This is a genomic window from Kitasatospora sp. NPDC094028, assembly GCF_049543595.1.
Classification (GTDB): Bacteria; Actinomycetota; Actinomycetes; order Streptomycetales; family Streptomycetaceae; genus Kitasatospora.
In genome coordinates this window covers 305,905-319,746 of sequence record NZ_JBMVFA010000004.1, presented here as the reverse complement: position 1 = coordinate 319,746, position 13,842 = coordinate 305,905, and the positions used below count along the sequence as shown (strand labels likewise).

Genomic DNA, 13,842 nt, shown 5'->3' with positions numbered 1-13,842 from the left:
CATGAACATATGAACGCTCCTTCATGCATGAGTTGTAGTATTGGCGACATGGGTCATGGAGCCGCCCCCTCGATCGCCGTCCCGCACACCCGCCTGGACGCCGCCAGTGCCGCCCGGGTGGCCACCACCCTGCAGGCCCTGGCCACGCCCTCGCGCCTGCTGATCCTCTCCCGGCTGCGCGAAGGGCCCTGCGCCGCCACCGAACTGGCCGCCGAGGTCGGCCTGGAGCAGTCCGCCTGCTCGCACCAGCTGCGGCTGCTGCGCAACCTCGGCCTGGTCGTCGGGCAGCGCAACGGCCGTTCGGTCGTCTACGCGCTGTACGACAACCACGTGGCGGCGCTGCTCGACCAGGCCGTCTACCACATCGAGCACCTGCGGCTGGGGCTCAGCGACGCCGTCGACGAGGCGGGCGAGGACGAACTGACAGGCTGAGCGCGGGCCGTCCGCCGGTCAGCCCGCCACCCACGGCGCCTCGGGGAGCTTCGCGGCGGCGTCGCGCCCGCCGAAGTCGATCGTGGTCGGGGTGCCCAGGCCCGCCATCCGCATGGTCACCCGGCGCAGGCCGCCGTCGCCGTCCAGCCAGTAGGTGAGCGGGGAGCGGCCGCCGTCCGGGGCCGAGCCCTGGGCGCGCGGGCCCGCGAAGCGGTCGTAGTCGCGCCCGTCGATCCGGTCCCGGCCGAGCCAGCGGGCGCCGGACTGGGCGAGCAGCAGCGGGTTGTCGGGCCGGTCCGCGCCGAGCTGGACGAGCAGTTGGAGGCCCGCGTCGAGCGGGTCCGTGGTGTAGGAGCGCGGGGACCAGCCGGGCCGGGGGACGTGCTCGGCCTGCTCCCAGGGCTGCCCCGACGCGCCGGCGGGCGCGGGGGCCAGGCCGAGGCCGTCGGTGTCCCAGACGATCAGGCCCTGGTCGGTGCGCGGGCCGGCCGTCGGCCCGGCCGACGGTCCGGCGGGCCGGGCGGGCGGGGTGGCGCCGCCGGGGCCGGTGGTCCGGTAGCCGCCGACGCCGTGGTGGGTGCGGTAGTCCAGCACGCCCGTCACCTCGATCCGCACCCCGCTGCCCTCGTCCGCGGTGAGCGTGACGGTCACCGGACTGGCCTGGTAGAGGTTCAGCCGGGACAGCGCGAGCCGGGAGGCCTCGTCGACGGTGACCGGGCGTTCGCCGGCGTCGTCCGCCGAAGCCGCCCGGTAGACGGCCAGGCCGCCCACCGCGCCGCCGCACACCGCGACCGCGAGCAGCGCCCCGAGCCAGCGGCGGCGCCGCGGCCGGGCCCGGCCGGTGCTCGGCGTCGGGTTCTGCTTCTGCGTCTCCTCCGCGCTCGGGCGCTGCTTCGCGCCCGGCTTCGGGGGCTTGGCCATGACGTGCCTCTCCTCGGGGGTCGTACGGGATGCGGCGTTCGTGCCGGGCGCGGTCGCGCACAGCAGTCGGGCGGGTTCCCGGACCGGTGGTCCGGGAACCCGCCCGAGCGGAGCCGGTCGGAGCCGGTCAGCCCCGATCAGCCTTCATCGGGTCCGACCGTCCGCCCGTTCAGCGGCGCTGGGACCGGCGCCTGCGGGACACCGCCAGCAGCACCGTGCCGAGGCCGGTGAAGGCCACGGCGCCCGCCAGCGCCATCGGGACCTCTTCGCCCGCCCCGGTCCTGGGCAGGCTCCCACCCGGCGCGGGTGCCTCCGGCGCCGGTTCGACCGGGGGCGCCGGGCTGGTCGGTGCCGGCGTCGCGGTCGGCGTCGGCGTCGGCGTCGGCGTCGGCGTGGGGGTCGGGGTCGGCGTGGGCGTGGGGATCAGCCGGTTGACGGCCGTCACCGAGACCCCGTCCGCGAGGTTGTCCGGCGTCAGCACCAGCGGCCCGAAGACCGTGGAGTCCGGCGCCGAGTACCCCTCGGGCGGGCTCAACTCCTGCCAGTAGTACGTCCCCGGCAGCCCGCTGCCCTGGCAGAGGCCGTCCGCCCCCGTGGTGCAGGGGTCACCGACCTTGGTGTCGGGCTTGTCGCCGGTCGGCTGGAGGCCGTCCGTCCCGTTGGTGTCCTTCCACAGCTGGAACTTCGCCCCGGCCAGCGGCTTGCCGTCCTGGTCGTGCTTCAGCAGGCGGAGGACGCCCTCCTGCTGCCGGAAGCCGAAGTCGTAGGTGTGGTCGTTCTCGCCGGGCCCGCCGGTGGTCAGCGCCTTCTCCGGGTACTTCCCACCGGCCGGTACGACGCCCTTGGAGTCGACGAAGTGGTTGTCACCGACGTTCGCCTCCGTGGGCACCCACTGGTACAGCGGCCCGCCCTTGGCGTAGTCGGCCGGATTGTCCAGCTTGACGGTGTACTTGGTCCTCGGCTTGAGTCCGCCGTCGACGTCGGTGTCGTCGAAGTAGTACTCGCCGCGGGCCGTCGTCTTCGTCGTACCGACCAGCTTGCCCGACTCGTCGTAGAGGTGGACGGTCGCGCCCTCCACCGGGCGCTGGCTCGGGCTCTGCAGGCCCTTGCGCTCGGGGTCGTACCAGACCCGGTTGCCGATCTGCAACGGCGCCTGGTCGCACAGCACTTCGAGGTCGCCCATCGAGGCGCCCTTGCCGAACGGCGGGTACGTCCCCGTCTGGTACGGCGGGTTCAGCTGCAGCCCGTACTTCGGATCCCGCTTGCCGTCCCGCTGAACGAACATGGTCCCGTAGCCCCAGGCCGCGTTGTTCGGGTCGAAGCCCGAGAGCGCGATGGTGTTCTCCACCTTGGAGAGCGCCATCCCGGCCATGCCGGCGTTGCGGTGGCCGACCAGGCTGCTGGTGTCGAAGAACCGGCCGGGCCCACCGGGCAGCGCGCAGCCGCCGTTGGTGTCCAGCACGTACGAACCGTTCACCGGGCAGGCCTTGTTCAGGTCACCGCCGGGCAGCACCCGGGCCATCGAGGCCCCGGTCGGGTCGGCGGCCGACATGTCGCCGAAGCGGTCCCGGAAGGCGACCAGCATCGAGCCGTCGGTCTCGAACCCGATCTCGCCGATCTGCGGTTCGGGGTTGGCGATGTAGCCGGTGGCACAGCTCGTGCCGTTCTGGGTGGCCGGGAAGGTGTCCTGCCACGGGAACCAGCCGGCGCCGTCGCAGGGGTTGCCCGCGCCGGTGGTGGAGCCGCGCTTGTAGTCCAGCTTCTCGTTCAGCACGGCCTTCTGGAACACACCGGTGGCCAGATCGAAGGGCAGCACGACCGCCCGCAGGTCGGAGGTCCGGCCCGTCGACTCGCCCGAGCAGACCCCGCCCAGGTAGCCGACGCCGTCCTGCAGGCCGAGGCCGAACGGACGCCAGTCCCCCGCCGCCGGGCAGCCCGGGTCCGGGATCGGGTACGAGGCCTTCGGTGCGGCCGCAGTCGCCGCGCCGGCGTCGTAGCGGTACAGCTTCCGGTCGTTGAGGTTGACGACGAACAGGTCCTTGCCGTCGTCGGTGACCTTGATCCCGCCCAGGCTCTCCTTGCCGGGCGCGGCGAGGAAGCCCTCGTCGGTGCCCGAACCGTGCGCCGTGGTACCGGCGTTGGGGACGGTCGCCCACAGCGCGGTGGTCTTCTTGACCGGGTCGGTGACGTAGATCGCGCCGGGCCCGCCCGAGCCGTAGTTCGTGGTGCGCTTGGCCTCGGCGGCGGAGAACACCCGCTTGTCGGCCCGGTTCCACGCGATGCCGAACAGGTTGCCGGTCTCCGCGTCCGTCGCGATGTTCGTGACGTGGGCGTCGACGCCGTCCTGGCCGCGCGTGTCGTACGGGAAGGAGACCAGCGAGCGCGCCGATCCGCCCTCGCGGGGCGGATGCTGACAGGTCGTCATCAGCGGGGCGTTCTTCTGGCAGTAGTCCCCGGGGCTCCACAGGCCGGTGGTGTACGCCACGTCCTTGCCGCCGGAGAGGTCGACGAACTCCTCGTTGCTGGACAGCTGGTAGGGCGCACCGGCCAGCCCCTGGCGGGAGGCGAAGGCCGGGAACAGCACCCCGGGCTTCGGGTTCATGACCTGCACCCGGTACTTGCCGCCGGAGAGCTTCGACCCGGCCGGCGACAGCTTCACCGTGCCATCGGCCGCCGTCACCCCCTCGATCCCCGCCCCGGCGTCATCCGTGAGGGCCACCTTCACGCCCCCCATGCCCGGCTCCAGCCCGGGCGTCCACACTCCGCTGGCGTCCACGGCCCGCACCACCTTGACCGTGACCGCGCCGTCGCCGCTCTGCGAGTAGGCCGCCGGGGCCACCGCGAGCGAGCAGCCGGCTATGCCGACCGCGAGCGCCGCCACCCCGGCCGCCGCGCGGCGGCCGGGTAAACCCGCCCGCCGCCGGTCCGGCCGGCGCGCGGCGCCGTGCTCCTGTTCGTTCGTTGTCGTCATCCCTGCTCTCATGACCGCGTTGGGCCTACCGCCCGGAGCCCGCAAAGGAGTTCGCGAAGTGGCGGAAAGCCGCCGTTGATTAAGGGAAGCTTAAAGGCATTGCCCACAACTTCGCGCCCGAATCGGGAACTTCGACGGATCGTCGGACGTCGCAGGAAGGGGCCGTTCCGGTCACGCGGAACCGCCCGGGCAGCCGTCCAGCCCGCGCCGAGCGCGGGCCTGATCCAGCGCCCGGCCTCGGCGGATGCCGCCGTCACGCCGAAGGCCTCCGGGGCCGTCGCGGCCTGCACCACGAGGCCCTTGAGCAGGCCGACGAAGGCGAACGCGAAGGCGTGCGGATCAGGGCCGGGGCGCAGTTCGCCGCCCGCGCGCCCCTGCCGGACCGACTCGGCCGCCCACGCCCGGGTGAGCGCGTCCAGCTCGGCGACGGCGGCGGTCGACTCCGAGGAGCCGGCCGGCGCCTCGGCACCCGGCACGACGAACGCCCGGCCGAGGTCGGCCGGACCGCGGACGCCTTCGAGACAGCCCCGCGCAAAGGCGCACAGCTCCTCCACCGCTCCCGCACCGGTGCGCCCGGGCGGCGGCCGACTCGAAGTCGCCGACCGCTGGTTCCCCAGCTCCAAGACGTGTTCCCGCTGCCAGGCGGTGAAACCCAAGCTGCCTCTGCGCGTACGTACCTTCAGGTGTGGACACTGCGGGCTGGTCGTCGACCGCGACGAGAACGCCGCGCTCAACCTCGCCCAGAAATGGGCGAATCCTTGAGATTCATCGCTCCCTCAAGGAACGGCAGCCCGATCCGGCTGGTACTCAAGCCCTGACACCTGATCCCGCCGACAGGGCTTCCGCGCAGGCGGGAGCGGGTGCTTGGATGCCTTTCGGAATCTTGCAGCAAATTGCAGCACGGTCCACCGCCCGAAAGGACCGCCGATGGCGCACCCGCTCCGCGACCTCCCCTGGCACGACGGCAGCTGGCTCAACCCGCCCGAGCGGGTCGAAGCCGCGGGCACCGATCTCCTGGTCACCGCCCGTGGCCACAGCGACTTCTGGCGCACCACCAGCTACGGCTTCGTCCGGGACGACGGCCACGCCCTGCTGGCCGGCTTCCCACCCGGCACCGCCACCGAGGTGTCCTTCCTCGCCGACTTCAGCACGCTGTACGACCAGGCCGGCCTGCTGATCCGGGTCGATCCGGAGACGTGGATCAAAGCCGGTGTGGAACTGAGCGACGGCGTTCCGCAATTGGGCGCGGTCGTCACCCGCGGCCTCTCCGACTGGTCGCTCGCCCCCGTGCCCGAGTGGCACGGACGCACCGTCACCATCCGGGCCAGCCGCACCGGGGACGCCGTCACCGTCCGCGCCCGCTGCGAGGACGGCCCCTGGCGCCTCGTCCGCCTCGCCCCGCTCGCCCCCGACGCGGCCGCCACCGCGGGCCCCTTCTGCTGCTCCCCGCAGCGCGACGGCCTGCAGGTGCGCTTCACCCGCTTCGCCCAGGGGCCGGCCGACGCCGGACTGCACCTGGACGACTGACCGGCCCTTCCGGGCGGCCGCGCACCGATCGCCCGGCTGCGGCCGGACAGGGCCTGGGCCCACTAGGCTCTCGGGGGCGGCCCTGCCCGAGCCGGGCCGCCCCGATGTCCGAGCCTCCGTGGAGCACTCCGTGTCCGACGACGCCCTGGAAGTCCGCGCCCTCGCCGAACTGCGGGCGGTCCTGACCGAGTCCAGCACCGGACACGAAGCCGCCGCGCTGCGGCACCTCGAACTCGCCGGGGCCCCGGGGACGGACGCGTACGCCCGCCACCGTGCCCTGGCATTCGTCCACCAGTGGTGCCTCCTGATCGAGCGGCCGAGCGACCAGTCCCTGCTGCGCGAGCTCATCGGGACGCCGGTCAGCCTGCGGCTCTCCGACGGGCGCGAGCTGACCGGCTTCGAGGAGATCGCCGTCTGGCACGACGCCACAGCCCACGCCACGGACGTCACCTCCCACACCATCACCGGCTGGAAGCTCTCCCAGCCCGAGGCGGAACGAGCAGAACGGGCGGAACGGGGGCGCTACGACCTCGCGATCGACTTCGCCTGGCAGGGCATCAGTCCCACCGGCCAACCGATGACCGCCCGCACCCACCACGCGTGGTCGCTGACCGAGGACGGCACACGGTTCCCCCGCCTCCACTCCTTCGTCCCGAACGTCCTGCAGCCTTTCGCCCCGGCCACGGCGGTGGACGCGCTCGCCGACCTGCAGGCCTGCCAGGCCGCCGCCTCCGACCCCGCGTAAACCCGAGCTCCCCCGCGCTCACGTCGAAGGCAGGCCCGATGACCTCACTCCACCTCGGCGTCGACGCGGGCGGCAGCCGCACCCTCGCCGTCGTCGTCGACGCCGCCGGCACCGTCCTCGGGCGCGGCGAGGCCCCCGGCGCCAACCCCGCCGGCCCGGGCGCCGACCAGGCACTGGCCCGGCTCGCGGAGGCCGTCGCGGCCGCGCTCGGGCCGTCCGGGCCCGGGCCGGTCGCCACCTGCCTGGTCGGGCTCGCCGGGCTCCCCGCCCTCGCCGACCCGGACGCCTTCGCCGCACGCTGCCGGACGGCCTTCCGGCTCCGCTGCCCCGTCCGGCTGGTGCCCGACACCGTGCCCGCCCTCGCCTCCGGCGGCGTCGACGACGGCTGCGGCACGGTACTGATCGCCGGCACCGGCACGATCTGCGTCCGCCTCGACGGCTGGCGCACCGTCGCACGCGGCGGCGGACTCGGCTGGCTGCTCGGCGACGAGGGCGGCGGCTTCTGGCTCGGGCGCGAGGCGCTCCGGCACGCCCACGCCGACCCGGGCGGCGCCCTCGGCAGCGCCGTCCGCGCGCGGTGCGCCGCCGAGTCGCCCCAGGACCTGATCCGCTGGGCCTACGCCGGGCCGCCGCGCCGGCTCGCCACGCTCGCCCCGCTGGTGTCCCGCCTCGCGGCCGACGGCGACCCGGCAGCGCTCGCCGTGGCGCACGCGGCCGCCGACCACCTGGCGGTCCTGGTCCGCGCCACCGCCGCGCCCGACCGGCCGCTGGTCCTCGCCGGCTCGGTGGCCGACCGCCCCGGCCCGATCCGCGACCGGCTGCGGCACCTGCTCGCCGACCTGGCCCCGCGGCCGCCCCGCACCGACGCCGCCACGGCCGCGGCCCGGCTCGGCCGCCACTGGTGAGGGAGCCCCGGGACGCCCCCGGACACCCCGCACCCGCGGGGTCGCGCACCGGTGAGAGGGTGTCGGGTACGCCGACCGATCGACGGAGGGAACCCGGCATGGCCATCATCTACCAGACCGAAGTCAAGCCCACCAAGCTCGAACTGCTCACCGCCTGGCTGCCCACCCGCCCCTGGTACGTCGGCGGCGGCGCGGGCCGGCCGGAGCTCGCCAAGGCCGGCGGCTTCCGGCTGGACGACCCGCAGGGCGAGGTCGGGATCGAGTTCATGGTGGCCACCGACACCTCCGGCGCCGAGCCGGTCACCTACCTGGTGCCGCTCAGCTACCGCGGCGCCCCGCTCGACGGGGCGGAGCACGCCCTCGTCGGCACCATGGAGCACGGGGTGCTCGGGCGGCGCTGGGCCTACGACGGCTGCCAGGACCCGGTGCTGGTGGCCGAGTTGCTCGCCCTGATCGAGGGCCGGGCCGAGGCCCAGGCCCAGAGCGTCTCCGACACCCCGGACCGCGACGTCACCCGCTCCTACCGCGGCCCCGGCCTCGCCGGCGCCCGGCTCACCACGGCCACCGACACCAGCGCGGGCACCGAGCTGACCGCGCCGGACGGCGGGACGCTGCGCCTGCACCGCGTCCTGCGCCCGCTCGCGGCCGATGCCGGCCTCCTGCCGCCGCACGCCACCGGCCACCTCGCGGGCACCTGGCAGCTGCCGGACGGCACCCGTGCCGAGGGCCTGTTCGCCGCCCTCGCCCCGGCCGCGGAGTAGGCGCCCGCCGGGGGCGGAGGTCACGTCGTCTACGCTCCGACCGTGCAGAATCCACCGACCGCCCCCGACGCCTTCGCCGACCTGGTGGCGGCTTTCCCTCCCCACCTCGCGGACGACGTGCGCACGGTGGCCGCCAGGCTCCCGAGCGCCTCGTACCCCGGCATGGAGCCGTTCCCGGTCGAGGTGTGCGGCGGGAGCGTCGCCATTCCGTACCGGATCCACGTGGCCGAGCCGCCCGGCGCCCCGGAGCGGTCCCTCACCGGGACGCAACGGGCGATCCTGCACTGCCTCTACACCCGGAACACCGACGGGCGGGTCCGCCAGCGCCACCTGGAGCAGGTCGTCGGCTCCACCGAGCCCTGGGTGGTCCCGTTCGTGCTCCAGCTGGTCGGCGAGTACGTGCTGGAGATCCTGGAGGCGGTCCGGACGGGGCTGCCGGACCTGGCCGACCCGGCCTCCGCCCACCGGCGGCTCTACGGGGCGTTCATCGCCCGCAATCCGCGCTTCTTCGCCCGGACGGAGCGGCGGGTGGTGAGCTACTGGGCCTGCTACCACCGGGAGCAGTACCCGGAGTTCGCGAGCTACCCGGGCAGCCTGCTGATCAGGTCCCTGCGTCGGGCCGCCGCCTGATCCGCACCCGGCAGACGGGACGGGCCCCCGGCCGATGGCCGCCCGGTGCGGCCGCGCGCTCCCCTCGTGGCGCGCGGCCGCACCGGGCGGCCCTGCTGTCAGGGCAGGAAGCGCACCTCCGGCCGGGTGGTGTCGACCAGGTGCAGCGCGACCGTGCCCACCGGGTACGGCCCGGTCGGTGCGGGCAGTAAGAGGCGCACCGGGCCCGACGCGCCCGGGGTGGAGTCGGCCCGGGCCGGCGAGGCGAGGCCGAGCGGCAGCGCCGCCCCGGCCGCGCCGGCCGCCAGCGCGGCTCCCAGCATGCGGCGACGCGTCATGGCGCTGCGCCGGTCGATGAACGGTGTGCTCGTCACGGCCCCTCCCTGGGTCTGCTGAACGGAACCGGGCGCCGGGCCGCCCCAGCGGCGGCCGGGCCCGTGGGCCGCCGCAGCGACCGACCCCCGATCGGTCGCTGCGGCGCCCACCCGGAACGCTGTCACACGCCCGGGCTCCGGATCATCAGCTCTCCGGATGCACTCCGCCGGGGCGGTAGGCCCGGGGATGTACATCTCCGGGCCCACCCGCTCCCCCGCCCGGTGTCACTCCAGCAGGCGGCCCATGTGACCGTCCTCCGCGAGCATCGGCCAGAAGTGGCCCTCGGTGGCCCAGGCCTCCGGGTCGAGCACCCGCAGCGCCTCCTCGGCCGCGCCGTCGAGGAGTTCGACCGGGTCGAACAGCGTCCAGCCCGCCGCGTCCGCCTCGCCGACCCACTGCTCGCGCTCGGCGCGCAGCCGCTCGTACGTCCACTGCGTGTAGAGCAGCGCGGAGAGGTCGCGGTGCAGGTAGGCGGCGGGCTCCTCGTCGTCGTGCCAGTCGGGCAGTTCGAGCCGGCCGGTGGCGCCGTCGAGCGCCACCACCAGGTCGTACGTCCAGCCGCCGAGGTTCACGAAGTCCGCCTGGTACGGGCGCACGCTGCTCTCGTCGGCGTCGTCGTTGTCGGCGTCGTCGTTGTCGGCGTCGTCGTTGTCGGCGCCGTCGTTGTCGGCGCCGTCATCGTCGGAGCCGCCGGCGCCCGCGGGCCCGTCCTCGTCGCCGTCCTCCGGATAGTCCTCCGGGTAGTCCTCCGCCATGAGGGTCAGCGGGCCCTCCGCGTCGACGGCGAGCATGCCCCGCCCGGTGACCGGCAGCCCGCACGACATCAGCAGCCGGCGCGTCGGCTCATGGCTGAGCTCCTCCGGCAGCTCCTCCTCGGTGAAGCGGCGCACCTCGCCACCGGTCAGCTCCGCCAGGTCCTCGACCAGCAGCGGGTCGAGGGCGTAGGCGAGGCCGCCCGGGCTCCCCGGCCGGGCGCCGAAGGCGAGCGTGCGCACCAGCAGCGCCGTCTCCCAGTGCGCGGGCCGGTCGTCCGTGCGCCGGAACAGCTCGGGGTCGGTCTCGCGCATCTGCTCGCCGACCAGCCGGGCGATGATCGGGTGGGTGAGCGGCCCGCGCCGGATGTGGTTCTCGGCCTCCGGGTCGGCGCTCTGCTCGACCAGGCCGGCGACGCCCTCGACGAAGCCGCACAGCTCGAACAGCAGCGGCAGGCCGCTGGCGAGCAGGTCCCGGTCGAGCCCGCCGGAGCCGTCCGGGTAGGCCAGGTACACCTGCCCGTCCGCACCGTCCAGCACCACCGCGGCGGGCGCCCAGCGGTTCGCCGCGTCGTAGCACGTCTCGCCCAGCACGAACAGGCGGTCGGCGCCCGCCATCGTGACGTTCTCGTACCAGGACCCGACGGTGCGCAGCTCCTGCGCCCGCAGCACCCCGAAGTCCAGGTACGCCAGGACGCTGCCGTCCAGCGTGTAGGGCTCGGCCAGGAACTCCCGGCTGGGCCCGTGGGTGAGCCCGGCGGGCAGCGGCCGCCCGCCGGTGCCCGCCGCACCCGTCGTCGTGGTCGTGTCGGTCCCCATGGCCGTGCCCTCCTCCCCCCGCCGTCCGGCAGGTGATCGTCCATCAACGCGGCCGACCATAGCCGACCCCACTGACAACGCCCGCCCCACCGGCCACCACGGTCCGTCAGCCAGGGGCGCCGGGGCCGCAATGGCATGCACGCCACTAGCCAACCGGCCAGTAGCGCCCCTACCGTCGGGTCCCCGTGGCTTCGACGGAGGAGCACGCCATGCGCCTACGCCCCCACCCCCTCCGGTTCCCGGCCGCCGCCCTCGCGGCGGCCCTGTTCGCGACGGCGGCCCCCACCGCCGCCGCAGCGCCGACCGCAACGACCGTGACCGCCGCCCCCGACTACTGCGCCGCCCGCTGCGCCGACATCCTGCCGCCCGGCGAGAACGGCAACGCCACCCTCGCCGAGATCCTGCTCAACCGGGTGTTCGGCTCCCGCCCCGCCCACACCGACGACCAGCTCGGCCCGTACGCCTCCCTCGCCTCCGGCTACCCGGGGCTGACCGAGGCCGGGCTCCACAACTTCTTCAACGACGCCTCCTTCGGCGTCCCCGCCGACCAGGTGGCCAGCAGCACCAGCCCGCGCCCGGACGTCACCATCGTGCGCGACAAGGCCGCCGGCATCCCGCACATCACCGGCACCACCCGCTACGGCACCGAGTTCGGCGCGGGCTACGCCGCCGCGCAGGACCGGCTGTGGCTGATGGACCTGTTCCGGCACGTCGGCCGCGGCCAGCTGTCCGGCTTCGCGGGCGGCGCGGGCGCCAACCGCCAGCTGGAGCAGAGCTTCTGGCAGGCCGCGCCGTACACCGAGGCCGAGCTGCAGCAGCAGATCGACGTCCTGGCGGCGCGCGGCGGCCGGGCCGCCCAGGCCCTCGCGGACGCGAACGCCTACCTCGACGGCATCAACACGTACGCCCAGCAGGCCTACAACGCCCGGACGTTCCCCGGCGAGTACGACCTCACCGGGCACATCGACGCCGTCACCAACGCCGGGTCGATCGAGCCGTTCAAGCTGACCGACCTGGTCGCCCTCGCCTCGGTGGTCGGCGCGCTGTTCGGCGCCGGCGGCGGCGGTGAACTCGCCTCCGCCCAGGTCAAGTCGGCGGCCGAGGCCGCGTACGGCAAGGACGCCGGTGACGCGCTGTGGAAGTCGCTGCGCGAGGCCGACGACCCGGAGGCGGTGCGGACCCTGCACGACGGGCAGCAGTTCCCGTACGCGACCGTGCCGGACCACCCGCAGGGCGAGGCGGTGCCCGACCCGGGCTCGGTCGTCCCCGAGCGGCTGGTGTACGACGCCACCGGCTCGGCCGGCACGGCGGCCACCGCCGCGCCCGGCGTGCTGCCCGGGAACCTGCTCACCGCGAAGCACGGCATGTCCAACGCCCTGCTGGTCTCCGGCGCGCACACCGACGACGGCCACCCGGTGGCCGTGTTCGGCCCGCAGACCGGCTACTTCGCCCCGCAGCTGCTGATGCTGGAGGAGATCCAGGGGCCCGGGATCAGCGCCCGCGGCGCCGCCTTCGCCGGGCTCAGCTTCTACGTGCAGCTCGGCCGCGGCCAGGACTACGCGTGGAGCGCCACCTCGGCCGGGCAGGACATCACCGACACCTACGCCGTCCCGCTCTGCACCACGGACGGCTCGCCGGTCACCACCGCCGCCGACTCCTACCTCTGGCACGGCAGTTGTCTGCCCTTCGACCGGCTGGAGCGCAAGGACGCCTGGGCGCCGACCACCGCCGACAACACCCCGGCCGGCTCCTACACCCTGGTGATGCGCCGCTCGAACTACGGTCTGGTGACGGCCCGCGGCACGGTCGGCGGCGCGCCCGTCGCGTTCACCTCGCTGCGCTCGACCTACCGGCACGAGGCCGACTCCATCATCGGCTTCCAGGAGTTGAACGACCCGGGCGCGGTGCACGATCCGGCGAGCTTCCAGCAGGCGGCGCAGGACATCAACTACACCTTCAACTGGTTCTACGCCGACTCCGCCCACATCGCCTACTACAACTCCGGCACCAATCCGGTGCGCGCCCCCGGGGTCGACGGCGGACTGCCGGTGCTGGCCCAACCCGCCTACGAGTGGGCCGACTTCGACCCGGCGACCAACACCGCCAGGTACACCCCGGCCGCCGAGCACCCGCAGTCCGTCGACCAGGACTACTACGTCTCCTGGAACAACAAGCAGGCCGCCGGCTTCACCTCGGCCGGCTTCGGCAACGGCTCGGTGCACCGCGCGAACCTGCTGGACGACCGGGTCAGGGCGCTGCTCAGGAACGGCGGGAAGGCGAGCCGGGTCTCGCTCACCCAGGCCATGGAGGGCGCCGCGCTGGCCGACCTGCGGGCCGAGGACGTGCTGCCCGACCTGATCCGGGTGCTGCGCAGCGCGCCGGTGACCGACCAGAGCGCGCTCACCGCCCTGCAGCAGCTGGAGGCCTGGCTGGCGGACGGCGCCCAGCGGAAGGAGACCTCGCCCGGCAGCCACGGCTACGCGGACGCGGACGCGATCCGGGTGATGGACGCCTGGTGGCCGCTGGTCGCCGAGGGCGTGATGCGGCCGGGGCTCGGTGATCCGCTGTTCACCGCGCTGACCGGAGCGCTGCAGATCAACGAGTCGCCCTCGGGCGGGCAGAGCGGTCCGGGCGGCGGCTCGACGAGCGTCAACGAGTCCTCGCCGCACCGGGGTTCGGCCTTCCAGTACGGCTGGTGGAGCTACCTCGACAAGGACCTGCGCGGCGTGCTCGGCGATCCGGTGGCGGGGCCGCTGGCCCGCCCGTTCTGCGGCGGCGGCGACCTGGCGGCGTGCCGGGGCGTGCTGCTGGACACCCTCAAGCGGGCGGCCGCCCAGACCTCCGCCCAGGTCTACCCGGGCGACTCGGGCTGCCAGGCCGGGGACCAGTGGTGCGCCGACTCGATCGTCCAGCGCCCGCTGGGCGGCGTGACGGACGCGGCGAGCACCTGGCAGAACCGTCCGACCTACCAGCAGGTGGTGCAGTTCCCGTCGCACCGGTGAGCCGACACCGGTGACGCAGGCCG

At 74.6% G+C, this 13,842-nt stretch carries 13 protein-coding genes; 8 read left to right on the top strand and 5 right to left on the bottom strand.

Annotated features, from left to right (window positions below; translation table 11 throughout):
- Positions 1 to 48: 48 nt before the first annotated feature.
- Positions 49 to 432, top strand: coding sequence for an ArsR/SmtB family transcription factor (locus ACPC54_RS09260; RefSeq protein WP_498962905.1), 384 nt, complete (start codon positions 49 to 51; stop codon positions 430 to 432).
- A gap of 18 nt (positions 433 to 450) precedes the next feature.
- Here the strand turns inward: ACPC54_RS09260 and ACPC54_RS09255 are convergent, their stop codons facing one another.
- The 3 genes from ACPC54_RS09255 to ACPC54_RS09245 form a co-directional block, all read right to left on the bottom strand.
- Positions 451 to 1,353, bottom strand: a complete 903-nt coding sequence (locus tag ACPC54_RS09255) for a hypothetical protein (protein WP_498962903.1) — start codon at positions 1,351 to 1,353, stop codon at positions 451 to 453.
- A 169-nt stretch (positions 1,354 to 1,522) separates the two neighbouring features.
- Complete coding sequence (locus ACPC54_RS09250; protein ID WP_498962901.1) at positions 1,523 to 4,324, bottom strand: SdrD B-like domain-containing protein; 2,802 nt, start codon at positions 4,322 to 4,324, stop codon at positions 1,523 to 1,525.
- Positions 4,325 to 4,332: 8 nt separating this feature from the next.
- Positions 4,333 to 4,878 (bottom strand): TetR family transcriptional regulator C-terminal domain-containing protein, encoded by a 546-nt coding sequence (locus ACPC54_RS09245; RefSeq protein WP_498962900.1) that lies wholly within the window; start codon positions 4,876 to 4,878, stop codon positions 4,333 to 4,335.
- A 13-nt stretch (positions 4,879 to 4,891) separates the two neighbouring features.
- On the opposite strand from ACPC54_RS09245, the gene ACPC54_RS09240 reads away from it, so the two are divergent.
- From ACPC54_RS09240 to ACPC54_RS09215, 6 genes are all read left to right on the top strand, one after another.
- Positions 4,892 to 5,086 carry a zinc ribbon domain-containing protein gene (locus ACPC54_RS09240; protein WP_498962898.1) on the top strand — a complete coding sequence of 65 codons (195 nt, stop codon included), beginning with the start codon at positions 4,892 to 4,894 and terminating at the stop codon, positions 5,084 to 5,086.
- A 165-nt stretch (positions 5,087 to 5,251) separates the two neighbouring features.
- Positions 5,252 to 5,851, top strand: coding sequence for a DUF1349 domain-containing protein (locus ACPC54_RS09235; protein ID WP_498962896.1), 600 nt, complete (start codon positions 5,252 to 5,254; stop codon positions 5,849 to 5,851).
- A gap of 130 nt (positions 5,852 to 5,981) precedes the next feature.
- Complete coding sequence (locus ACPC54_RS09230; protein WP_498962894.1) at positions 5,982 to 6,596, top strand: hypothetical protein; 615 nt, start codon at positions 5,982 to 5,984, stop codon at positions 6,594 to 6,596.
- Between the two features lie 38 nt (positions 6,597 to 6,634).
- A complete protein-coding gene (locus ACPC54_RS09225; RefSeq protein WP_498962892.1) occupies positions 6,635 to 7,501 on the top strand; it encodes an N-acetylglucosamine kinase in 867 nt (288 codons plus the stop codon).
- 98 nt (positions 7,502 to 7,599) lie between these two features.
- A complete protein-coding gene (locus ACPC54_RS09220; RefSeq protein ID WP_498962890.1) occupies positions 7,600 to 8,262 on the top strand; it encodes a maltokinase N-terminal cap-like domain-containing protein in 663 nt (220 codons plus the stop codon).
- 42 nt (positions 8,263 to 8,304) lie between these two features.
- Positions 8,305 to 8,892: a hypothetical protein gene (locus ACPC54_RS09215; protein ID WP_498962889.1), complete on the top strand. Its 588-nt coding sequence runs from the start codon at positions 8,305 to 8,307 to the stop codon at positions 8,890 to 8,892.
- Positions 8,893 to 8,990: 98 nt separating this feature from the next.
- Here the strand turns inward: ACPC54_RS09215 and ACPC54_RS09210 are convergent, their stop codons facing one another.
- Positions 8,991 to 9,245 (bottom strand): hypothetical protein, encoded by a 255-nt coding sequence (locus ACPC54_RS09210; protein ID WP_498962887.1) that lies wholly within the window; start codon positions 9,243 to 9,245, stop codon positions 8,991 to 8,993.
- A gap of 225 nt (positions 9,246 to 9,470) precedes the next feature.
- Positions 9,471 to 10,817, bottom strand: coding sequence for an SUKH-4 family immunity protein (locus ACPC54_RS09205; protein WP_498962885.1), 1,347 nt, complete (start codon positions 10,815 to 10,817; stop codon positions 9,471 to 9,473).
- 209 nt (positions 10,818 to 11,026) lie between these two features.
- Between ACPC54_RS09205 and ACPC54_RS09200 the strand changes: the two genes are divergently transcribed.
- Complete coding sequence (locus ACPC54_RS09200) at positions 11,027 to 13,819, top strand: penicillin acylase family protein (protein ID WP_498962883.1); 2,793 nt, start codon at positions 11,027 to 11,029, stop codon at positions 13,817 to 13,819.
- Positions 13,820 to 13,842: the final 23 nt, after the last annotated feature.